Origin of the sequence: Xanthomonas sp. DAR 80977 (assembly GCF_041240605.1) — a bacterium.
Lineage (GTDB): Bacteria > Pseudomonadota > Gammaproteobacteria > Xanthomonadales > Xanthomonadaceae > Xanthomonas_A > Xanthomonas_A bundabergensis.
The window spans coordinates 3524712-3546035 of sequence record NZ_CP162487.1 but is presented as its reverse complement, the minus strand read 5'-3'; the positions used below and the strand labels follow the sequence as shown (position 1 = coordinate 3546035).

The 21324-nt window shown below is 71.0% G+C and carries 20 protein-coding genes and 1 pseudogene; 11 read left to right on the top strand and 10 right to left on the bottom strand.

The features are described 5' to 3' along the window. The first annotated feature begins 112 nt into the window (after positions 1-112). The gene (gene dcd / locus AB3X10_RS14955) at positions 113-685 is read left to right on the top strand and encodes a dCTP deaminase (RefSeq protein ID WP_369975967.1); all 573 of its coding nucleotides are present in this window, start codon (positions 113-115) and stop codon (positions 683-685) included. A gap of 29 nt (positions 686-714) precedes the next feature. Further along, the gene (locus AB3X10_RS14950) at positions 715-1242 is read left to right on the top strand and encodes an RDD family protein (RefSeq protein ID WP_369975965.1); all 528 of its coding nucleotides are present in this window, start codon (positions 715-717) and stop codon (positions 1240-1242) included. An 82-nt stretch (positions 1243-1324) separates the two neighbouring features. Here AB3X10_RS14950 and AB3X10_RS14945 read toward each other — a convergent pair whose 3' ends face one another. The 3 genes from AB3X10_RS14945 to AB3X10_RS14935 are packed head-to-tail and all read right to left on the bottom strand — an operon-like array spanning position 1325 to position 2600. Then, positions 1325-1492 carry a LiaI-LiaF-like domain-containing protein gene (locus tag AB3X10_RS14945; protein WP_003467495.1) on the bottom strand — a complete coding sequence of 56 codons (168 nt, stop codon included), beginning with the start codon at positions 1490-1492 and terminating at the stop codon, positions 1325-1327. Between the two features lie 28 nt (positions 1493-1520). Next, on the bottom strand, positions 1521-1928 hold the full coding sequence (locus AB3X10_RS14940; RefSeq protein WP_369975963.1) for an HIT domain-containing protein: 408 nt from the start codon (positions 1926-1928) through the stop codon (positions 1521-1523). Positions 1929-1937: 9 nt separating this feature from the next. After that, on the bottom strand, positions 1938-2600 hold the full coding sequence (locus AB3X10_RS14935) for a dienelactone hydrolase family protein (RefSeq protein WP_369975961.1): 663 nt from the start codon (positions 2598-2600) through the stop codon (positions 1938-1940). 243 nt (positions 2601-2843) lie between these two features. On the opposite strand from AB3X10_RS14935, the gene rimO reads away from it, so the two are divergent. Then, positions 2844-4241, top strand: a complete 1398-nt coding sequence (gene rimO / locus AB3X10_RS14930; RefSeq protein WP_369975959.1) for a 30S ribosomal protein S12 methylthiotransferase RimO — start codon at positions 2844-2846, stop codon at positions 4239-4241. Between the two features lie 40 nt (positions 4242-4281). Here the strand turns inward: rimO and greB are convergent, their stop codons facing one another. Continuing rightward, positions 4282-4788, bottom strand: coding sequence for a transcription elongation factor GreB (gene greB / locus AB3X10_RS14925; protein ID WP_369975957.1), 507 nt, complete (start codon positions 4786-4788; stop codon positions 4282-4284). 112 nt (positions 4789-4900) lie between these two features. On the opposite strand from greB, the gene AB3X10_RS14920 reads away from it, so the two are divergent. Continuing rightward, positions 4901-6355 (top strand): rhomboid family intramembrane serine protease, encoded by a 1455-nt coding sequence (locus AB3X10_RS14920; protein WP_369975955.1) that lies wholly within the window; start codon positions 4901-4903, stop codon positions 6353-6355. Positions 6356-6361: 6 nt separating this feature from the next. Here AB3X10_RS14920 and AB3X10_RS14915 read toward each other — a convergent pair whose 3' ends face one another. Continuing rightward, the gene (locus AB3X10_RS14915) at positions 6362-7642 is read right to left on the bottom strand and encodes a hypothetical protein (RefSeq protein WP_369975953.1); all 1281 of its coding nucleotides are present in this window, start codon (positions 7640-7642) and stop codon (positions 6362-6364) included. A 234-nt stretch (positions 7643-7876) separates the two neighbouring features. Here AB3X10_RS14915 and AB3X10_RS14910 point away from each other — a divergent pair, with 234 nt between their 5' ends. Next, a complete protein-coding gene (locus AB3X10_RS14910; protein WP_369975952.1) occupies positions 7877-8476 on the top strand; it encodes an NUDIX domain-containing protein in 600 nt (199 codons plus the stop codon). Positions 8477-8624: 148 nt separating this feature from the next. Here the strand turns inward: AB3X10_RS14910 and AB3X10_RS14905 are convergent, their stop codons facing one another. After that, on the bottom strand, positions 8625-9143 hold the full coding sequence (locus tag AB3X10_RS14905) for a hypothetical protein (protein WP_369975950.1): 519 nt from the start codon (positions 9141-9143) through the stop codon (positions 8625-8627). Between the two features lie 30 nt (positions 9144-9173). Further along, complete coding sequence (locus AB3X10_RS14900) at positions 9174-10679, bottom strand: helicase HerA-like domain-containing protein (protein ID WP_369975948.1); 1506 nt, start codon at positions 10677-10679, stop codon at positions 9174-9176. 198 nt (positions 10680-10877) lie between these two features. Between AB3X10_RS14900 and AB3X10_RS14895 the strand changes: the two genes are divergently transcribed. Next, positions 10878-12476, top strand: a complete 1599-nt coding sequence (locus tag AB3X10_RS14895) for a transglycosylase SLT domain-containing protein (protein ID WP_369975946.1) — start codon at positions 10878-10880, stop codon at positions 12474-12476. Positions 12477-12847: 371 nt separating this feature from the next. Here the strand turns inward: AB3X10_RS14895 and AB3X10_RS14890 are convergent. The 3 genes and pseudogenes from AB3X10_RS14890 to AB3X10_RS14880 all read right to left on the bottom strand — a co-directional run. Then, a pseudogene (locus AB3X10_RS14890) lies at positions 12848-12949 on the bottom strand (phosphatidylserine decarboxylase); the annotation flags it as partial. Between the two features lie 50 nt (positions 12950-12999). Then, complete coding sequence (asd, locus tag AB3X10_RS14885; RefSeq protein ID WP_369975944.1) at positions 13000-13848, bottom strand: archaetidylserine decarboxylase; 849 nt, start codon at positions 13846-13848, stop codon at positions 13000-13002. Beyond that, the gene (locus AB3X10_RS14880; RefSeq protein ID WP_369975942.1) at positions 13845-14492 is read right to left on the bottom strand and encodes an SCO family protein; all 648 of its coding nucleotides are present in this window, start codon (positions 14490-14492) and stop codon (positions 13845-13847) included. Before AB3X10_RS14880 ends, asd begins: the two co-directional genes overlap by 4 nt. A gap of 79 nt (positions 14493-14571) precedes the next feature. On the opposite strand from AB3X10_RS14880, the gene prmB reads away from it, so the two are divergent. The 5 genes from prmB to AB3X10_RS14855 all read left to right on the top strand — a co-directional run bounded on the left by prmB (position 14572) and on the right by AB3X10_RS14855 (position 21295). After that, a complete protein-coding gene (gene prmB, locus AB3X10_RS14875) occupies positions 14572-15498 on the top strand; it encodes a 50S ribosomal protein L3 N(5)-glutamine methyltransferase (protein ID WP_369975940.1) in 927 nt (308 codons plus the stop codon). 10 nt (positions 15499-15508) lie between these two features. After that, positions 15509-16612 carry a chorismate synthase gene (gene aroC, locus AB3X10_RS14870; RefSeq protein ID WP_369975938.1) on the top strand — a complete coding sequence of 368 codons (1104 nt, stop codon included), beginning with the start codon at positions 15509-15511 and terminating at the stop codon, positions 16610-16612. Next, entirely contained in the window at positions 16605-17642 is a 1038-nt protein-coding gene (locus AB3X10_RS14865) for a 2-hydroxyacid dehydrogenase (protein WP_369975936.1), read from the top strand. Before aroC ends, AB3X10_RS14865 begins: the two co-directional genes overlap by 8 nt. 100 nt (positions 17643-17742) lie before the next feature. Beyond that, positions 17743-18768 (top strand): aspartate-semialdehyde dehydrogenase, encoded by a 1026-nt coding sequence (locus AB3X10_RS14860; protein ID WP_369975934.1) that lies wholly within the window; start codon positions 17743-17745, stop codon positions 18766-18768. A 517-nt stretch (positions 18769-19285) separates the two neighbouring features. Then, positions 19286-21295, top strand: a complete 2010-nt coding sequence (locus tag AB3X10_RS14855; protein ID WP_369975932.1) for a FimV/HubP family polar landmark protein — start codon at positions 19286-19288, stop codon at positions 21293-21295. The last annotated feature ends 29 nt before the right edge of the window (positions 21296-21324 follow it).

The following is a 21324-nucleotide window of genomic DNA, read 5'->3' as shown; positions in this document are numbered from 1 at the left end:
CGCGAACGCGCCGCGACCGGCTAGAATCGCCGGTCACTGCGGCCCGCTCCGGCGTCGGCCGCGCTCCCGGCGGGCAGGTTGCGGCCTGCCGCCACAGGCATCAGGAATACGCATGAGCATCAAGAGCGACCGCTGGATCCGCCGCATGGCCGAGCAGCACGGCATGATCGAGCCCTACGAGCCGGGCCAGGTGAAGCAGGCCAACGGCGAGCGCATCGTCAGCTACGGCACCTCCAGCTACGGCTACGACGTGCGCTGCTCGCGCGAGTTCAAGGTGTTCACCAACATCAACTCGACCATCGTCGATCCCAAGCGCTTCGATCCCAAGAGCTTCGTCGACATCGAGTCCGACGAGTGCATCATCCCGCCCAACAGCTTCGCGTTGGCGCGCACGGTGGAGTTCTTCCGCATCCCCCGCGACACCCTGGTGGTGTGCCTGGGCAAGAGCACCTACGCGCGCTGCGGCATCATCGTCAACGTGACCCCGCTGGAGCCGGAGTGGGAAGGCCACGTCACCCTGGAATTCAGCAACACCACGCCGCTGCCGGCGCGCATCTACGCCAACGAGGGCGTGGCGCAGATGCTGTTCTTCCAGTCCGACGCCGACGACGTCTGCGAGACCAGCTACAAGGACCGCGGCGGCAAGTACCAGGGCCAGACCGGCGTCACCCTGCCCAGAACCTAAGGTTTTCCCCAGAGCACAAGGAGCGCGCAATGAACGATCCCAATCCCTACCAGGCGCCCGAAGCGCCGCTGCCGTCGGCGCCGCCCGCGCTGGACGGTGCGCCGGTGCTGGCCGGCCGCGGCGAGCGCCTCGGCGCGGCGCTGATCGACGGCGTGATCTCGCTGGTGACCTTCCTGCCGCTGGCCGCGGTCACCGGCTATTTCGGCCGGGTCATGGACGCCGCGCGCGGCGGCGAGCAGATACCGTTCCTGGTGATGGCCGGCTATGTGGCGCTGGCGTTCGTCGTGTTCGTGGTGGTGCAGGCCTACCCGCTGGCCAAGACCGGGCAGACCTGGGGCAAGAAGCTGCTGTGGATCCGTATCGTCGACCTGCACGGCGCGCAGCCGCCGCTGTGGCGGCTGCTGCTGTTGCGCTACCTGCCGAGCCAGGTGCTGTCGCTGGTGCCGGTGGTGGGCAACTTCTACGCGCTGATCGATGCGCTGTTCATCTTCCGCCAGGACAAGCGCTGCCTGCACGACCTGATCGCCGGTACCCAGGTGGTCAACGTCCGCCGTTGATGCGGTGCCGGCCGCCGCGCATCGGCGGCCGGCTGCCAGGAGGGTGGAGATCGCCGGATCGAATCCCCAATCCCGGCAGCGACTACTTGCCGCGGCCGAACAGCATGCCCACGCCGACCGCGACCAGGATCGCCGGCCACCAGGTGGCGATCAGCCGGCCCAGGCTGAGATTGGTCCAGCCCAGGTTGTTGGCCAGGAACACCAGGCCGATCACGATCAGCACGATGGCGGCGATCACGTTGGATTTCATGGAGGCGCGGCTTCCGCTAAAAGGGCGCCTATCGTAGCCGTTGCCGCCACGCCGCAACACGGGTCTGCAGCGCCTCGGCAGGCAGCCGCTGCGCCGCGCCGCTGCCCCACACCGGTCCCGGCCAGGCCGCGTCGCCAGCGTGGCGCCCGACCACATGCACGTGCAGCTGGCGCACGATATTGCCCAGCGCGCCGAGATTGAGTTTCTGCACCCCGGGTTCGCCGCGCAGCAGCTGCGAGAGCTGGTTGATCTCGGCCAGCAGCAGGCGCTGCTGGCCGCCGTCCAGATCGATCCATTCGCTGGCGCCGGCCACGCGCGGCACCAGCAGGAGCCACGGGAAGCGCGCGTCGTCCATCAGCCGCACCTGCGACAGCGGGCCGTCGGCGACGAACGCGCTGTCGGCTTCCAGCCGCGGATCGAGCACGAAATCGCTCATCGTTGCGGCTCAGCGCAGGTGTTCGGCGAGGAAGGCGAGGCTGCGTTGGCGCGCGCTGTCGGAGCTGTCGGCGTCGTAGTGGTTGGGGTCGACATGGCGGTCGAAACCGTGCCCGGCCGGATACACGAAGGTCTGCATCTGCGGCAGCTTCTCGCGGTGCTGCTGCACCGAATCCGGCGGAATGCTGCTGTCCTGCGCGCCGAAGTGGAACAGCACCGGCGCCTTCGGCGTCTCGTCGAGGAACTGGGTGTTGCGCCCGCCGTAGTAGCTCACCGAGGGCAGGCCCAGCCGCAGCGCGGCCAGCAGCGCGACGCTGCCGCCCCAGCAGTAGCCGACGGTACCGACCTTGCCAGCCGGCGCCAGCGCCTGCGCCGCGGCCTGCACGATGTCCAGCGCCTTGTCGAAGCCGAGCGCGCCGACCAGCTCCAGGCCCTTCTGCACGCCCTCCTGGTCGTAGTTCAGCTGCGCGTCCTTCTCCACCGGATCGAACAGGCCCGGGGCGAGCACTTCGTAGCCCTGCGCGGCGTAGTAGTCGGCGACCTCGCGGATGTAGGCGGTGACGCCGAAGATCTCCTGGATGAGCACCAGCCCGCCGCGCGGGGTGCCTTGCGGCAGCGCATGCCAGGCCGAGACCTGGCCGTGCGCGGTATCGAGGGTAGTCCAGTGGCCCATGGTGCGTTTCCTGTGGCGGGGGAGGGGTGCGGCGATTATCCACGCCGGCGGCGACGGCGCCGTTAACGCGATCGGAAGCGGCGGTGCGGCGCCGCCCGAACGCCGGGCGGCAAGGCGATCTTTGTGCCGACAGGCCCTGCGTGCGATGCGCGCAGGCAGGGCGCCGCGCCCGGCCGCGCGCCGCTTTCGGCCGGCTATAATCCGCCCGTTTTTTCTCCCAGGCCCCTTGGACCCAGGCCCTCCATGTCCCTCGCCAACCCCAAAGTCGGCTTCGTCAGCCTTGGCTGTCCCAAGGCCTTGGTCGATTCCGAACGCATCCTCACCCAGCTGCGCGTGGAGGGCTATGCGATCGTGCCCAGCTACGACGCGGCCGACGTGGTGGTGGTCAATACCTGCGGCTTCATCGACTCGGCGGTGGCCGAATCGATGGAGGCGATCGGCGAGGCCATGGCCGAGAACGGCAAGGTCATCGTCACCGGTTGCCTGGGCAAGCGCTCCGAGCAGATCCGCGCGGCCTATCCGGACGTGCTGGCGGTGTCCGGGCCGCAGGACTACCAGAGCGTGATGGAGGCGGTGCATGCGGCGTTGCCGCCGCGCCACGACCCGTTCGTGGATCTGCTGCCGCGCGGGCGCCACGGCGTGCGCGACGAGGACGGCATCGGGGTCAAGCTGACCCCGCGCCACTACGCCTACCTGAAGATCTCCGAGGGCTGCAACCACCGCTGCAGCTTCTGCATCATTCCCTCGATGCGCGGCGACCTGGATTCGCGCCCGGTCGACGAGGTGCTGCGCGAGGCCGAACGCCTGGTCAAGGGCGGCGTGCGCGAGCTGCTGGTGGTGTCGCAGGACACCTCGGCCTACGGCGTGGACCTGAAGTACGCGGAGCGCGAATGGCGCGGCCGCGCCTACCAGACGCGGATGAAGGCGCTGTGCGAGGGCCTGTCGGAACTGGGCGTGTGGACGCGGCTGCACTACGTGTATCCGTACCCGCACGTGGACGAGGTGATCCCGCTGATGGCCGAGGGCCGGCTGCTGCCGTACCTGGACATTCCGTTCCAGCACGCCAGCCCGCGCATCCTGCGGCTGATGAAGCGGCCGGGCGCGGTCGAGCGGACCCTGGAGCGGGTGCAGCGCTGGCGCGCGCTGTGTCCGGACATCACCTTGCGTTCGACCTTCATCGTCGGTTTCCCCGGCGAGACCGAGGCCGAGTTCGAGCAGTTGCTGGACTTCCTCGACGCCGCCCAGCTCGACCGCGTCGGCGCCTTCGCCTATTCGCCGGTGGAGGGCGCCAGCGCCAACGCGCTGCCCGACCCGGTGCCGGAGCCGGTCAAGCAGGAGCGGCTGGCGCGCTTCATGGCCAGGCAGGCCGGCATCTCCGCGGCGCGCCTGGAAGCCAAGATCGGCAGCGTGCAGCAATGCCTGGTCGACCTGCTCGAGGACGGCATCGCGGTGGCGCGCTCGAGGGCCGATGCGCCGGAGATCGACGGCCTGGTGCACATCCAGAACGGCGCCGAGCGCGGCCTGCAGCCGGGCGACCTGGTGGATGTGGAGATCACCGACAGCGACGAGCACGACCTGTTCGGCGACGCGCTGCCGGCCGGTGCGGCGCCGCCGCGCGCGCTGGACCTGCGGGTGCTGTGAGCGACGCCGCCGGCCGTGCCGGCGCACTCCGGCGCGGCGCTCAGCGCGCCGCGTAGTCCACCGACACCACCACGAAGCTGTGGCGGCCGCCGGGCAGCTGCGCCTCGATCTCGTCGTCGATGCGTTTCTTCAGCAGCGCCCGCGCCAGCGGCGAATCGATGCTGATCCAGCCGCGGCCGGCGTCGGTCTCGTCCGGGCCGACGATGCGGTAGCGCAGCAGCTCGCCGCTGTCGGCGTCCTCCAGTTCGACCACGGCGCCGAAGAACACCGCCTGCGGATCGGACGGCGCGGTGTCCACCACCCGCAGCGCTTCCAGGCGCTTGCTCAGGTAGCGCACGCGGCGGTCGATCTCGCCCAGCTGCTTCTTGCGGTAGGTGTACTCGGCGTTCTCCGAGCGGTCGCCTTCGGCCGCGGCCGCGGCCAAGGCCTTGACCACCTCCGGTCGGCGCACGCGCCACAGCTCGTCCAGCTCCGCCTTGAGCCGGGCATGGCCTTCGGCGGTGATCAGGGCGGTGCTCTTCTCGGCGGGAGGACGCCAGCGGCTCATCGGGGGTCGGCACTGCGGTGGAGCGGGGTGGCGATGCTAGCGCGTGCGTCGGCCTTGCGCACGCGCAGGCGATGGCCGAAGCTGGCGCGGCCATCCACACGGACGTCGTTCGATGCTGATCCTGCCGTTGCACAAGCCGCTGTCGCGGGAGAATTTTCCGCTGGTCACGCTGCTGCTGGTGCTGCTCAACGCGGCGGTCTATTTCGGCTGGCAGCGCCAGGACGCCGTGCCGCTGCAACAGGCGCAGCGCTACTACCTCGATTCCGGGCTCGGCGCGCACGAAGCGCCGGCGTACGCGCGCTACCTGCAGCGCAGCGGACGCGGCGATGCGCTGGCCGAGTTCGAGCGCATGCCGCCGGCGGAGCAGGCGCGGTTCGTCGGTCCCGCCACGGTCAGCGACGTTCGCTTCGCGCAGGCGCTGCGCAGCGGCGACGCGTTCGCCGATGCGGACGCGCAGCAGGCCTGGGCGCCGCTGCGCGCCCGCTACGACGCGCTGCTGGAGCGGGTGTTCACCCTGCGTCACCTGCAGCGCAGTTCCGAGTGGTCGCCGGCGCGGATGCTGTCCGCGGCGTTCCTGCATGGCGACGCGCTGCACCTGTTCGGCAACATGCTGTTCCTGGTGGTGCTCGGCACCTTGCTGGAAGGCGCGATCGGGCGCTGGCGGTTCCTGCTGGTGTACCTGCTCGGCGCGTTCGGTTCCAGCGCGGTCAGCCTGTGGTGGCGCTGGGGCGAGGCCGGCGGCGGGCTCGGCGCGTCCGGCGCCATCGCCGCGCTGATGGGCGCGTTCTGCGTGGTCTGGGGGCGGCGGCCGGTGCGCTTCTTCTATTGGTTCGCGGTGGTGTTCGACTACGTGCGCGGCCCGGCGATCGCGCTGTTGCCGCTGTGGCTGGGCTGGGAGCTGTACAACCTGCTGGCCAACGGCGATGCCGGGATCGGCTTCGACGCGCACGCCGGCGGCCTAGTCGTCGGCGCGCTGCTCGGCGCGGCGCTGGTGGCGACGCGGCAGACCCGCGAGGCGTTCATGCGCGACGAGGCCGTGGCCGCCGCGGACGACCGCTGGGAGCGCGCGCAGCGGCACCTGGGACGGCTGGAGAACCGCGAGGCCGCATTGCTGCTCGACGACCTGGCCGCCGAGCAGCCGCGCCGCTTCGACGTGGCGCAGGCGCGCTACCGGGTCGCGCGCAATGCCGGCGATGCGCGTGCCGCGCAGGCCCGCGCGATCGAAGTGCTGCGCCTGCCGGCGGCCACGGCGCAGGAGGCGCAGGCGCAGGTGGCCTTGCTCGGCGACTGCGCCGCCGGCGCCATCGCCGTGGACGCGGCGACGCGCGCGCTGTTGTTCGACCGCTGGCTGGCGCTGGGCCGGCTGCGCGATGCCGAAGCGCTGCTGGCGCAGGAGGCCGCGGCGGTGCCGCGCGCCGAACAGGCGCAGCATTGGTTCCGGCTCGCGCTGGGCCACGGCGAGCAACAGGCCGCCGCCGAATGGCGGCGCCTGCTGCTGGCGGTGATCGAGCGCTACCCGGACCTGCCGCAGGCGGACAAGGCGCGGTTCCTGCTCGCCAACGCCTGAGGCGTTCTACGCAGGCGTGTTCGCCAGCGCCTTCAGTGCGGCCTGCAGCTTGCCGCGCTGCACCTCGTCCTCGCAGCGCGCGAGCGCGTCCTGCAGCAGCGTGCGTGCCTGCGCGTCGTCGCCGAAACGTTCGGCCAGCAACAGCGCCGCGCTCAGCGACCAGGCGCCGAATTCCGCCGCCCTGGGCCAGGCGCGCAGCGCGGCGAGCAGGCCGTCGAGCGCGAGCTTGAACTGCCCGGCCAGCTGCGCGCGCTCGGCCAGCAGGCTGGCCTGTTCCGGCAGCAGCGGGACGAAGCCGGGATCGGCGTCCAGGGCCTCGCGCAGCAGCGCCAGCGCGCGCCGCTCCTGCTTTTCCTGCAGCAGCCGGTTGATGTACTGGCGGGTGTGGTCGCGCAGTTCGTCGGCGCGCCCGCCGTTGCGCAGCAGGCGCTGGTACAGCTCGTGCACCGCCAGGCTCACCGCGCGCGTGCGCACTTCGCCGCGCAGCAGTTGCAGCGCCTCGGCCGCGTGGCCGTCGCGCACGAACTGCTCGGCTTCGTCGAGCACGCGCTGGTCCGGATCGTGGCGGCGATACGCATCGTCGTTGCCGGCGGCCGGTTCGTAGCCCAGCACCTCGTGGTACTGGTAGACCAGATAGCCCATCAGGTGGAAGGCGGCGAACAGGCCCCAGATCGTGGCCACGGTCACCGCCAGGTCGCCGACCAGCGGCGGCAGGTAGCGCTGTAGCCAGCCGGCGGCTGTCAGCGCGCTGGCCTGGATCACGAACAGCAGGCCGAACGCGGCCAGGTAAGGCCAGCCGATGCGCAGCGCCAGGCCGATCGACACCGCCGGGTTCAGCGCGCGGCGCAGGCTGCCGTCGATGGCCAGCGAGATCACGAAGCCGGGCTGCAGCAGCACCACCGCCAGCAGCACCAGCAGGGCCGCAATCGGGCCGGCCAGCAGCAGCGCCGCGATCACCGCCGCGCCGAGCACGATCATCAGCGCCAGCAGCCGCAGCACCACCCCGTCGCCGATGTCGAAGCCGCGCTCGGGCGCATCCATGTAGCCGTCGGCGGTATGCCGCAGGATCTCGAAGGCGTACTTGTAGATCGCCAGGGTGGTGACGATGCCGAGGATCCAGCCGATGCCCGGCAGCATGCCCAGCAGGCTGCACAGGGTCAGCGCGATCAGCGCGAACAGGGCGCCGCCGCGCAGCGGATACAGCGCGATGGCGCGGGTGCGCGCCCAGAAAGGTACGGGTGTGTTGCGGTGCGCGCGGCTTGCGCCGGCACGACGACGGTCTTCCATGACGCCCCCTGCGTTCAATGTGCGCCGATTGTGCGGCGGGCCGGGCGCGCGTGCAATCGGGGTGCGGCGCTGCGGCCGGAGAGGCATTGCAAGGGGCGTTGCGCGGCCTGCTGGGCCGATGCGGCATGCCGTGCCACGGCTAGAATGGACGCTCCACGGCGAATGCCGACATTCCGCGGCGGCGATCCGCTGCGGGTGCCGGCAGCGCCGCCCGCTCATCGCATGGAGTGTCGCTTGAACCCCTCCGCCACAGGCAATCCGCGGGTCCGTCTCGGCAAGGTCGAGGTGCTGTCCGACAACTGGTACGTGCTGCGCAAGGTCACCTTCGATTTCCAGCGCGGCGACGGCAGCTGGCAGACGCTGTCGCGCGAGGCCTACGACCGCGGCAACGGCGCCACCATCCTGCTCTACAGCCGCGCCAGGCAGACGGTGCTGCTGACCCGCCAGTTCCGCTTGCCGACGCTGCTCAACGGCAACCCCGACGGCATGCTCATCGAGGCCTGCGCCGGGCTGCTGGACCAGCACGATGCGCAGACCTGCATCCGCAGGGAGACCGAAGAGGAGACCGGCTACCGGATCGAGCACGTGCGCAAGGTGTTCGAGGCGTTCATGAGCCCGGGGTCGGTCACCGAGCGGCTGTATTTCTTCGTCGGCGAGTATTTCGATCGCGACAAGGTCGGCGCGGGCGGCGGCATCGCCGCCGAGGGCGAGGAGATCGAGGTGCTGGAGCTGGCGCTCGACACTGCGTTGGCGATGATCGAGACGGGCGAGATCGCCGACGGCAAGACGATCATGCTGTTGCAGCACGCAAAGCTGAAGGGGTTGCTGGCCTAGCGCAGTGCTATCGGTTTGTCTCCGCGCGTGGCATCGCCTGGATCGAACATGGCCTGCCGTGCCTGTCGGCGCGCGCTGTACACGCACCTGCGCCGCAGCGTGACCCGCGCCGCGTGGCCCTGGTTTTGGGCGCGCTGCACCGATCGGGTCAGCGCACGCGCCGCAGGCGCTTGTCGGCATGCTCCGGCGGCATGCCGCTATGGCAGTTGAAGCCGTCCTGGGCCAGATCGTAGTCGGCGGCCGCGGCGCGGCGGCCGCGCGTCTGGGCCTCTTCGACACGGAACCCGTAGATGTTGGGGCCCACCTGCGGATCGTCGGGGTCCTCGAAGCCGAGCGTCAGGCAACTGCTGGCCATCTGGTCGATTCCCCACACGCCGGTGATGGTCCTGGGCGCGGCGTGCCGCGCGGCGCCGGCGATGCAGGTGGTCGTCAGCGTATAGCGATGGGCCGTCTCGCTCGCCGCTCCCACCTCGAGCCTGAGATCGGCGCGAACGGTCTCGCAATCCCGCGTATATCCCTGGAGTTTGCCGACGTAGCGGCCGGCCAGCAGTTGCTGCCGTTGCGGCGGCCAGTCATCGCCCGCCGCCGGTTGCGCGGCATCGGCGGCCATTGCGGCGGTGGCCGCCGCCAAGCCGAGCAGCAGGGCGCTCATCGCTTCCTTGTCCATGGTGGAGCTCCTTGTGGTTGTCGGTTGCGCTCAGCGCTTGCCGCCGAAGATGCTGCCGAAGATGCCGCGCACGATCTGCTGGCCGATGCGGTTGCCGACGGTGCGCGAGGTCTGCTTGGCCATCGCCTCCAGCATGCCCTGGCGGCGCTTGGTGCCGAACACCGCGTCCTTGACCGCCTGGCCGAAGCCGCTGTCCTGCGCGTCGTCCTGCTCGCGCGTGCGCGCCGCCGGTGCCGCGGTCTGCTCGGCCACCTGCTCGACCCGCCGCGCCAGCAGTTCCGCCGCCGACTCGCGGTTGACCGCGGTGTCGTAGCGGTTGCCGACCACGCTGCCGGCGCGCACCTGCGCGCGCTCGGCGTCGGAGATCGCGCCCATCCGGCAGCGCGGCGGCGCGATCAGGGTCTGCTGCACCGGCGACGGCACGCCCTTGTCCTGCAGCGTCGACACCAGCGCCTCGCCGGTGCCGAGCTGGGAAATGGCCTTGGCCACGTCCAGCTTGGGATTGGCCACGAAGGTCTCGGCGGCGGTGCGCACCGCCTTCTGGTCGCGCGGGGTGTAGGCGCGCAGCGCGTGCTGCACGCGGTTGCCGAGCTGGCCGAGGATGTTGTCCGGCACGTCGTCGGGGAACTGCGAGCAGAAGTACACGCCCACGCCCTTGGAGCGGATCAGCCGCACCACCTGCTCGATGCGCTGCACCAGCGCCGGCGGCGCGTCGTCGAACAGCAGGTGCGCCTCGTCGAACACGAACACCAGCTTGGGCTTGTCGAGGTCGCCCACTTCCGGCAGCCGTTCGAACAGTTCCGACAGCAGCCACAGCAGGAAGGTCGAGTACAGGCGCGGCTTGAGCACCAGCTGCGCGGCGGCGAGGATGCCGATCACGCCGCGGCCGTCGCTGCCGACCCGCATCAGCTCGGCCAGGTCCAGCGCCGGCTCGCCGAAGAAGCCTTCGCCGCCGTCCTGCGCCAGGCGCAGCAGCGCGCGCTGGATCGCCGCCACCGACGGCGCGCTGACCAGCCCGTATTCGGTGGAGATGTCCTTGCGCTGCTCCACCACCAGCGCCAGCAGCGCGCGCAGGTCGTCCAGGTCGAGCAGCAGCAGGCCGCGGTCGTCGGCCAGCTTGAACACGATGTCGAGCACGCCGGCCTGGGTGTCGTTGAGCTCCAGGATCCGCGCCAGCAGGGTCGGCCCCATCTCGCTGACGGTGGTGCGCACCGGGTGCCCGAGCTGGCCGTACAGGTCCCAGAACACCACCGGGTTGGCGGCCGGGGCGTAGTCGGCCACGCCGATGTCCTTGGCGCGCTGCAGCACTTTCTCGCTGCCGTCGCCGGCCACCGCCAGCCCGGCCACGTCGCCCTTCACGTCGGCCATGAACACCGGCACGCCGATCCGCGAGAAGCCTTCGGCCAGGGTCATCAGGGTCACGGTCTTGCCGGTGCCGGTGGCGCCGGCGACCAGCCCATGGCGATTGCCCAGGCGCGGCTGCAGCAGCACCGCGATGTCGTCGGTCACGCCTTTGCCCAGCAGGATCGGGTCCATGAACAGCTCCGCGGTGAGGTGGGCGGATTCTAGGCGTTCGCGCCGGCGCCCGCTCGCCGGCGGGCGGTGGCGGGGCGGGGCCGGACCGCGCGAGGCGATGAACGGATGCCCTGCCGGCGCGGTGTCGGGGATTGCCCGACCTTGCCGCGATGTGACAGCGGCGGCTACCCTGCGGCCTTTCCGTCGTCGCGTCCCATCATGCCTCTTTCGTTCCGTATCACCCATGGATGGCCCGCCGTGGCTGCCCTGGCGCTGGCCTGCGCCGCGCCCGTCGCCCACGCCGAACGCGTCTCCGCGCGCGACAAGGCCGCCATCGAAGTGCTCGACCAGCGCCTGGCGGCGGCCGAGAAACGCTACAACGACGCGATGGTGCTGGTCGGCAACAGCGACCCCAAGGGCACCCAGGAAAGCGACGCGGCGCTGGAGGACATCGAGGACGTGGTCGACGCCTGCATCAAGCAGCGCGGCTGCCAGGTCGGCACCTACCTGGGCGCGTACAAGCGCCTGCTCAAGGCCAAGGCCGACACGCAGGATGCGGCCACCGACGCCGATGCGGTCGACGACGGCGCCGCGCCGCTGCAGGCCGACCCCGACCACATCAGCCCGCTGGCCGCCAACGTGCCGGAAGCCGCGCGCGCGGCCAGCCTGCTCAACGACCAGCGCCATGCCTTCGACGCGATGGTCGAATACAACCCGGCGGTGCAGGCCGGCATCCGCCGCTGGCTCACCGACATGCGCCCGTCGCTGATGAACAGCTACGAGAACTACCAGAACCTGCGCGCGATCATGTGGCCGGAATGGGAGAAGCGCGGGCTGCCCGAAGCGCTGCTGTTCGGCATCATCGCCAAGGAATCCAACGGCCGCGTGCACGCCAATTCGCGGGTCGGCGCCGCCGGGCTGATGCAGTTCATGCCGGCCACCGGGCGCCGTTTCGGGCTGGGCCCGGACGGCACCGGCTTCGACACCCGCTACGACGCGCGCAGCGCCGCCGAGGCCAGCGCGGTGTACATCAACGAGCGCATGGCCGAGCTCAACCGCAGCATCGAGCTGTCGCTGGCCGGCTACAACGGCGGCGAGGGCCGCGCCGCGCGCGTGTACAACCAGATGCAGGGACGCAGTTTCTGGGACGCCTCGGTGTACAACCAGTTCCCGGCCGAGACCAAGGACTACGTGCCGATGGTGATCGCCGCGGCCTGGATCTTCCTGCACCCGCAGCAGTACGGCGTCGCCTTCCCGAAGATCAATGCGCAGCCGGCCACGCTGCGCCTGGCCAAGTCGACCACGATCTACGAACTGACCATCTGCCTGGGCAGCGACGGCACCCGCGACGGCTACATGCGCGCGCTGCGCAACCTCAACCCGCGCTACGAGCCGGACGGCTGGATCCCGGCCGGGGTCACCATCAACGCCACCACCAAGATCGTCGGCCTGTACAACCGCTATTGCGTCAGCGGCCCGCGCGCCGACCTGGCGCGCGCGCTGATCACCGCCGACGTCAACGCGGCGATCCGCAGCCCCACGCCGGTAGCGGTCGATCCCACCGGCAACGTGGCGGTGGGCGACGTGACCCCGGTGGCCGGGGTGCCGACCACGGTCGCCACCGGGCGCCCGGCGCCGGTCAAGCCCAAGCCCAAGCAGGCGCGCAGCTACCGCGTGGCCAAGGGCGACACGCTGGGCCGCATCGCCGACCGCTACAGCTGCGATCTCAAGCAATTGGCCAAGGCCAACGGCCTGCGCGCGCCGGGCTATGCGTTGAAGCCGGGCCAGTCGCTGAAGATGACCGGCTGCGACAAGTAGGCGTTCCCTCCTCCCGCCGGGACCATGGCCCCGGCGGGAGAAGGTGGCGCGCAGCGCCGGATGAGGGGGGCGCAAGCAGTTGCTTGGGAGATGCTTTTTACCCCTGCTATCAGGAGCGTCGCCCGCCTGGCTGCCGCGCCGTACCCTCATCCGCCCTTCGGGCACCTTCTCCCGATGGGAGAAGGGGGCGCAAGCAACGCGCAGCGATGGTCCAGCCGCGCCGTACATCGGAAGCGAAGCCATGATTTCCCTCTCCCGTCGGGAGAGGGGTAGGGGTGAGTGTGCGGTAGCACCGGGAATGCAAGGCCGTCAGGGCGCACTGTTGCCCCCCAATACCCGCGACGTTGGAGGAGCGCCTGTGTGGCCGGCGTTTAACCGAGCCGGACCGGCGCTTCCGCTGCCAGCGCCGGATCGAGCGTCGCCATGGCTGGCCGCAACAGCACGATCACGGTGCAGCCGTAGTTGAAGCGCGCCGCACCGCAGGACAAGGGCGGCACCCCTGCGTCCGTCGCGCCGCCGTGCGTCAGCTTTGCGCCCGCCTGGCGAGCGTCTGGCCGAGCCGGACCGCGGTTTCCGCCGCCAGCGTCGGATCGAGCTGCGCCACACCCGGCGGCAACAGCACGATCACAGTCGAACCGTAGTTGAAGCGGGCCATCTCCGCGAACCGCTCCAGCACGATGCCCTTGCCGCGCCAGTCCTTGCGGGTGATGCGGTCGCCGTAGCGCGGGATCTCCACGCCGCTCCACACCGTCTCCACCCCGGAGACCAGCAGCGCGCCGACCATCACCGAGGCCATCGGGCCGAACTCGGTATCGAAATGGCAGACCAGGCGCTCGTTGCGCGCGAACAGCCGCGGCACGTCGCGCACCGCGTCCGGGCCGACGCTGAACAGTCGCCCCGGCACATGCACGGTCTCGCGCAGGGTGCCGGTCCAGGGCATGTGCACGCGGTGGTAGTCGCGCGGGGACAGGTACACGGTGGCGTACAGGCCGTTGGCGAACGGCGCCGCCGCGGCGGCGTCGCCGAGCAGCTCGGCGGCGGTGAACGCCTGGCCCTTGGCCTGGAAGATGCGCCCGTCCTGGATCGGGCCGAGCTGGCTGATGCGGCCGTCGGCCGGCATCAGCAGCGCCTGCGGGTCGGGATCGGCGACGCGCGCGCCCGGCTGCAGTGCGCGGGTGAAGAACGCATTGAAGGTCGGATAGGCGCGCGGATCGGGTTCGGCGGCCTCGGCCAGGTTCACCCCGAAGCGGCGCACCACGGTGTCGATCAGCCATTGCTTCAGCCCCGGCCGCGGCGAGTAGGCCAGGCGCCGCGCCAGCGAGGACAGCAGCCGGTGCGGCAGCACGTAGGTCAGCGTGGTCAGCAGGCTCATGGCGCGGTCGCCTTGGTCAGCGCCTGCAGGTCGGCGGCGATCGCCGCCGGCTCGAACGGCGGGCGGATCAGCCCGGCCTGGCGGCCCTGCGGATCGAGCACGGCGATCGCGGCGGAGTGGTCCATGCTGTAGTCGTTGGAATTCTCCTGGAAATGCTTGCCGGGCACCTTCTGGAACACGAAGCCCAGCGCGGTGGCGAAACGCTCCAGCTCCGGCACGTCGGCGGTGGCGGCCAGGGTGTCCTTGTGGAAGCCGTGGGCGTAGGCGCCCAGCCGCGCCGGGGTGTCGCGCTCGGGATCGACCGAGACGAACAGCACCCGCGGGCGCAGCGTCTCCGGGATCGATTCCCACTGTTTCTGCGCGCGGGCCAGGTCGGCCAGGGTGGTCGGGCACACGTCCGGGCAGGCGGTGAAGCCCAGGAACACCAGCGTCCAGTGGCCCTTCAGCTCGCCGGGGACCAGTGGCGTGCCATCGGACTGGCGCAGATGGAAGTCGGGCAGGGCGCGCGGCTGCGGGTACAGGCGCACGCTGCGGGTCTCGGGCCACGCCGAAGCGCTGCCGCCGAAGTACTTCTGGGCCAGCAGCAGGCCCAGGCCGGCGGCCAGGGCGACCACCAGGACGATGCCGAAGTTGCGGTTGAACATACTGATTTCCCTTGCAACGAACGCTCATGATAGCGGCCAGGCCTCTATAATCGGGGGCCGAATTGCCTTGCCTGTTGCCATGACTGCCGACGCGGCCGCCGAACTCCACACGATCATCGACCTGATCCGCTACGGCACCAGCCGTTTCAATGCCGCCGAACTGAGCTTCGGCCACAGCTACGACAACGCCCTGGACGAAGCCACGCAACTGGTGCTGCACGCGCTGCACCTGCCGCACGACCTGGGCCCGGCCTACGGCGGCGCGCGCGTGACCACGCCGGAGAAGGCGCAGGTGCTGGCGCTGTTCGAGCGCCGCATCGCCGAGCGCATCCCCGCCGCCTACCTGACCGGCGAGGCCTGGTTCGCCGGGCTCAGCTTCAAGAGCGACGCGCGCGCGCTGGTGCCGCGCTCGCCGATCGCCGAGCTGATCGAAGCCGGCTTCGAGCCATGGCTGGCCGGGCGCGAGGTCGAGCGCGCGCTGGACCTGTGCACCGGTTCGGGCTGCATCGCAATCGCGATGGGGCACTACAACCCGAACTGGCAGGTGGACGCGGTCGACATCAGCGACGACGCGCTGGCCCTGGCCGCGGAGAACAAGGCGCGGCTGCTGGCCGACAACGTCGAGCTGGTCAAGTCCGACCTGTTCGCCGGGCTGGATGGCCGCCGCTACGAACTGATCGTGACCAACCCGCCCTACGTCACCCACGCCGAGACCGACGCGCTGCCGCCCGAATACGCGCACGAGCCGGAACTGGGCCTGCGCGCCGGCGACGACGGCCTGGACCTGGCGCTGAAGATCCTGCGCGACGCGCCGGCGCACCTGAGCGAGGACGGCCTGCTGATCTGCGAAGTCGGCGAATCCGAGCGTGCGCTGGTGCAGCTGCTGCCGGAAGTGGATTTCGCCTGGGTCGAGTTCAAGGTCGGGCAGATGGGCATCTTCGCGGTGGAAGCCAGCGAGCTGGTCGCGCACCACGCGCGCATCGCCGAACTGGCCGCGGGCCGGTGAGCCGGCGGCCATGAGCGCGAACAGCTTCGGCACCCTGCTGACCGTCACCACCTTCGGCGAATCGCACGGGCCGGCGATCGGCTGCGTGATCGACGGTTGCCCGCCGGGGCTGGAGCTCGACGCCAGCGAGTTCGCCCACGACCTGCAGCGCCGCGCCACCGGCAAGAGCCGCCACACCTCGGCGCGGCGCGAGGCCGACGAGGTCGAGATCCTGTCAGGGGTCTACGAGGGCCGCACCACCGGCACTCCGATCGGCCTGCTGATCCGCAACACCGACCAGCGCAGCAAGGACTACACCGACATCGCCCGCCAGTTCCGCCCGGGCCATGCCGACTACAGCTACTGGCAAAAGTACGGCATCCGCGACCCGCGCGGCGGCGGCCGCTCCTCGGCGCGCGAGACCACGATGCGCGTGGCCGCCGGCGTGGTCGCCAAGAAGTGGCTGGCGCAACGCTACGGCGTGCGCGTGCGCGGCTACCTGTCGCAGCTCGGGCCGCTGCTGCCGCAGGGCTTCGCCTGGGATGCGGTGGAAGACAACGCGTTCTTCTGGCCGCACGCGGCGCAGGTGCCGGAGCTGGAAAGCTACATGGACGCGCTGCGCAAGTCCGGCGATTCGATCGGCGCGCGGGTCACCGTGGTCGCCGACGGCGTGCCGCCGGGCTGGGGCGAGCCGATCTACGGCAAGCTCGACGGCGAACTGGCCGCGGCGCTGATGAGCATCAACGCGGTCAAGGGCGTGGAGATCGGCGACGGCTTCGCCACGGTGACCCAGAAGGGCACCGAGCACCGCGACCTGATCGCGCCGGACGGCTTCCAGTCCAACCACGCCGGTGGCGTGCTCGGCGGCATCGCCACCGGCCAGCCGATCGTCGCCTCGCTGGCGTTCAAGCCCACCTCCAGCCTGCGCCTGCCCGGCGCCACGGTGGACGTGGACGGGCAGGCGGTGGACGTCATCACCACCGGCCGCCACGACCCCTGCGTCGGCATCCGCGCCACCCCGATCGCCGAGGCGATGATGGCGCTGGTGCTGATGGACCAGGCGCTGCGCCATCGCGCGCAGTGCGGCGACGTCGGCAGCATCACCCCGCGCATCCCCGGCGGTGGCGATGGCTGAGTCGCGGCCACGGGTGTGGGTCAGCCAGCCGCTGTTCGACGATGTCGTCGCACGGCTCGGCGAACATTGCGTGCTGACCACCACCGCGGACGTGACCCGCTATTCGCCGCAGGACCTGGCCGCCGCGCTGGCGCCGCTGGACGGCGCGCTGGTGACCCTCAACGAGCGCATCGGCGCGGCCGAGATCGCCGCCGCGCCGCGGCTGCGCGCCATCGCCAACGTCGGCGTCGGCTACAACAACCTGGACCTGGACGCGCTCAGCGCAGCCGGCATCGTCGCCAGCAACACGCCCGACGTGCTCACCGAGACCACCGCCGACCTCGGCTTCGCCCTGCTGATGGCCGCGGCGCGGCGCATCACCGAGTCCGAGCGCTGGCTGCGCGAGGGGCAGTGGCGGCAGTGGTCGTTCCAGACCATGCTCGGCGCCGACGTGCACGGCAGCACCCTGGGCATCCTCGGCATGGGCCGCATCGGCCAGGCCATCGCGCGCCGCGCCGCCGGCTTCTCGATGCGCGTGCTGTACCACAACCGCAGCCGCCTGCCGGCCGAGGTGGAGCGTGCGCACGCGGCCGGCTATGTCGGTTTCGACGAACTGCTGGCGCGCGCCGATCACCTGCTGCTGGTGCTGCCGTATTCTGCGCAGTCGCACCACATCCTCGATGCCGCGGCGCTGGCGCGGATGAAGCCGACCGCGACCGTGGTGAACATCGCCCGCGGCGGCCTGATCGACGAACTGGCGCTGGCCGACGCGCTCGCGCACGGGCGCCTGGCCGCGGCCGGGCTGGACGTGTACGAAGGCGAGCCGGCGGTGCGCCCGGAACTGCTGGCGCTGCGCAACGTGGTGCTGACCCCGCACATCGGCAGCGCCAGCGCCGCGACCCGCCGCGCGATGGTGGCGCTGGCGGTGGACAACCTGCTGGCCGCGCTGGGCATCGGCGCCGACGCCGGGCGTCCGCCGAATGCATTGAACCTGGACGCGATCGCGGCTGCCGGCAACGGCGGCGGCATTGGCGCGGGCAAAAAACGATAGGGAACCTCCGGCGACCCGAGTGGCGCGCTCGGGAGGTTCCCCGAATCCAGCTGGCAGTGCGGCTGTTCCCCCTTTCTCCTACCCGATCGAACCATCTCCCATGAGCAACGAATCCCGTCGTTTCAACGTCGCCGTCGTCGGCGCCACCGGCGCTGTCGGCGAAACCATGCTGGCCATCCTCGCCGAACGCGATTTCCCCATCGCCACCCTGTACCCGCTGGCCTCCGAGCGCTCCGCCGGCGGCCAGGTCGAGTTCAAGGGCCAGAAGGTCACCGTGCTCGACCTGGCCACCTTCGACCCCACCGGCGTGGACATCGCGCTGTTCTCCGCCGGCGGCGGCATCTCCAAGGAATACGCGCCGAAGTTCGCCGCCGCCGGCGCGGTGGTGATCGACAACTCCTCGGCGTTCCGCTACGACGACGACGTGCCGCTGGTGGTGTCGGAAGTGAACCCGGACGCGCTCAAGCAGCGTCCGCGCGGCATCGTCGCCAATCCCAACTGCTCGACCATGCAGATGCTGGTGGCGCTGGCGCCGCTGCACCGCGAGTTCAACATCGAGCGGATCAACGTGGCCACCTACCAGTCGGTGTCCGGCGGCGGGCGGTCGGCATTGGAGGAACTGGGCAAGCAGACCGGCCAGCTGCTCAACTTCCAGGAGATCGACCCGCAGCGCTTCCCGGTGCAGATCGCCTTCAACCTGATCCCGCACATCGACGATTTCCTCGAGAACGGCTTCACCAAGGAAGAAATGAAGCTGGTCTGGGAGACGCGCAAGATCCTCGGCGACGACAACATCCAGGTGAATCCGACCGCGGTGCGCGTGCCGGTGTTCTATGGCCATTCCGAGGCGGTGGCGATCGAGACCACCCGCAAGGTGACGGTGGAGCAGGCGCGCGCGCTGCTGGCCGCCGCGCCGGGCGTGGAAGTGGTGGACGAGCGCAAGGCCGGCGGCTATCCGACCCCGGTCACCCATGCCTCCGGCAACGACGCGGTCTACGTCGGCCGCATCCGCGAGGACATCTCGCATCCGCGCGGCCTCAACCTGTGGATCGTCTCCGACAACATCCGCAAGGGCGCCGCCCTCAACGCGGTGCAGCTGGCCGAACTGGTGGCGCAGGAAGGCTGAGCACGCGTTCCCCTCTCCCCCGGGAGAGGGGCAGGGTGAGGGTACGGAGCGCAGCCCTCGCGATGCTCGACAGAACGCGTGATACCCGTTCCCTCATCCGCTACTTCGGGTCACCTTCCCCGAAAAGGGGCCATGGTCCCAGTGGCAGCAGGGGAGTGCCCGAGCGCGCTGCACAACGAGCGAAACCAAGACTCCCCCCTCTCCCCTCGGGAGAGGGGCAGGGGTGAGGGTACGGAGCGCAGCCCTCGCGATGCTCGACAGAACGCGTGATACCCGTTCCCTCATCCGCTACTTCGGGTCACCTTCCCCGAAAAGGGGGCCATGGTCCCAGTGGCAGCAGGGGAGTGCCCGAGCGCGCTGCACAACGAGCGAAACCAAGACTCCCCTCTCCCCTCGGGAGAGGGGCAGGGGTGAGGGTACGGAGCGCAGCCCTCGCGATGCTCGACAAGTGGTCGAACGCCACATTCCCAAAGGCAACGGCTATATTGCACGCCATGACACCAAGGGCAGGGGCGTAATGCGCCTACAACCACGTATTTTCCATCGTCTGCGCCGCCATGCTGCGTCTGCATCCGGCCTGGGCCGCGCCTGGCGTGCGGCATGCGCGCTGCTGCTGCTGGCCTGCAGCCAGGCCGCACTGGCGCTGGGGCTGGGCGACATCCGCGTGCTGTCCAAACCCGGCCAGCCGTTCCTGGCCGAGATCCCGGTGATCTCCAACGAGCCCGGCGAACTGGAGAACGCGCGCGTGGCGCTGGCCTCGCCGGCGACCTTCGCCCGGGTCGGGCTGGAGCGCCCGGACGGCCTGGTCGGCGACCTGCAGTTCCGTTTCGGCCAGACCAACCAGGGCCGCGCGGTGATCCGGGTCAGCAGCCGGATGCCGGTCGAGGTGCCGTCGCTGAGCTTCCTGATCGAGGTCGATTGGGGCAAGGGCCGGCTGATCCGCGAATATTCGGCCTTGATGGACGCGCCCAACACCGCTGCCGCGATCGACGCGCCGGCGATCGATGCGCCGGCCGCCGCGGTGCCGTCCGACCGCATCGCCCGCAGCGAGCCGTTGCCGCCGCAGTCGCCGGCGCCGGTCGTCGGTACGCCGGCCGCGCCTCCCGCGCGGCCGACCGCACCCGCCGCGCCGGCGCGCAGCGCGCCAGCGCCGGCGGCGGCGCCCGGCGATGCGCTGGCGCCGGTGCAACGCGGGCAGACCCTGTCGCAGATCGCCGGACAGCTGGCGCGCGGCAGCGGCAGTTCGCTGGACCAGACCATGCTCGCGCTGCTGCGCGCCAATCCGGATGCCTTCATCCGCGGCAACGTCAACCTGCTCAAGCAGGGCGCGGTGTTGCGCACGCCGCGGCAGGAAGAGCTGGCCAGCATCGATGCCGCCGCCGCCACCGCCATCGTCCGCGAACAGGCCGCGCAATGGCGCCAGGCGCGTGCCCCGGTGCCGCAACCGGCGCAGGCGCAGCAAGCCGAGACGACGGCGCCGGCGGCCGCCAAGCCGGCCGCGGCGGCGAGCGCCGCCGCGGCGCCGGGCGCACGCCTGGAAATCGCGCCGGCGGTGCCGGCGCAGCGCGACAAGGCAGGAACCAAGTCCGGCACCGGTGCCGGCGACGAGGGAGACATGGTGGCGACTCAACAATTGCAGCAGGCGCGCGAAGACCTCGCGGCACGCGATGCCGAGGTCCAGGAATTGCGCTCGCGGGTCGAGCAGCTGGAAAAGCTCAAGGCCCAGCAGCAGCAACTGATCGCGCTGAAGGACAGCGACCTGGCCGCGGCGCAGAAGCGCCTGGCGCAGGCCGGGCAGACCCAGGCTCCGGCGCAGCCCGCGCCGGCGGCGTCCAACGGCTGGCCGCTGTGGCTGTGGGGCGGACTGGCGTTGCTGGTGCTGGGCGTCGGCGCGTTGCTGCTGTCGCGCCGCCGCAAGCCCTCGCCGTTGCCGCCGTTGCCGCGGCACGACTACGACACGGCGGCGCTGGCCGCGGCGGTGCCGGTGGTGGCGCATCGCGACGTGGATGCCCCGGACCTGCCGCCGCTGGACGAGCGCGCGCACGACGTGGCCGAAGACGAGACGTACGCAGAGCAGGCTTACCAGGAGCAGGCGTTCGAGCGCGAACTGGCCGGGCATGCGCCGCATCGCGACGACGCGGACGACGTGCCGGCAGCGGAGCATCCGCACTTCGCATCGCGCCCCGAGGCCGAGGCCGAGGTTGCGTCCGCGGCGCAGACGCCGATCGACGCCGACGCGCCATGGCGGCAGCCGCCGCCGGTGCTGGCGCCGACCCCGGTCGCGCCAGCGGTTGCGGCACGCCACGAGCCGACCTGGCACCAGGACGATGCGCCGGCCGCCGCCGAACCGGTCGCCGAACCGGAGCCGACCCATCCGCCGATCGGCCGCGAGCGCCTGGAGCTGGCGGTGGCCTACATGGACCTGGGCGACAACGAAACCGCGCGGACCCTGCTGACCGAAGTGGCGGCCGGTGGCGATCCGGCCTCGCGTGCCGAGGCCGTGCAGTTGCTGGGACGCCTGGGCTGAGACGCGCGGGCGGCGTGCGGCGGCTTCGC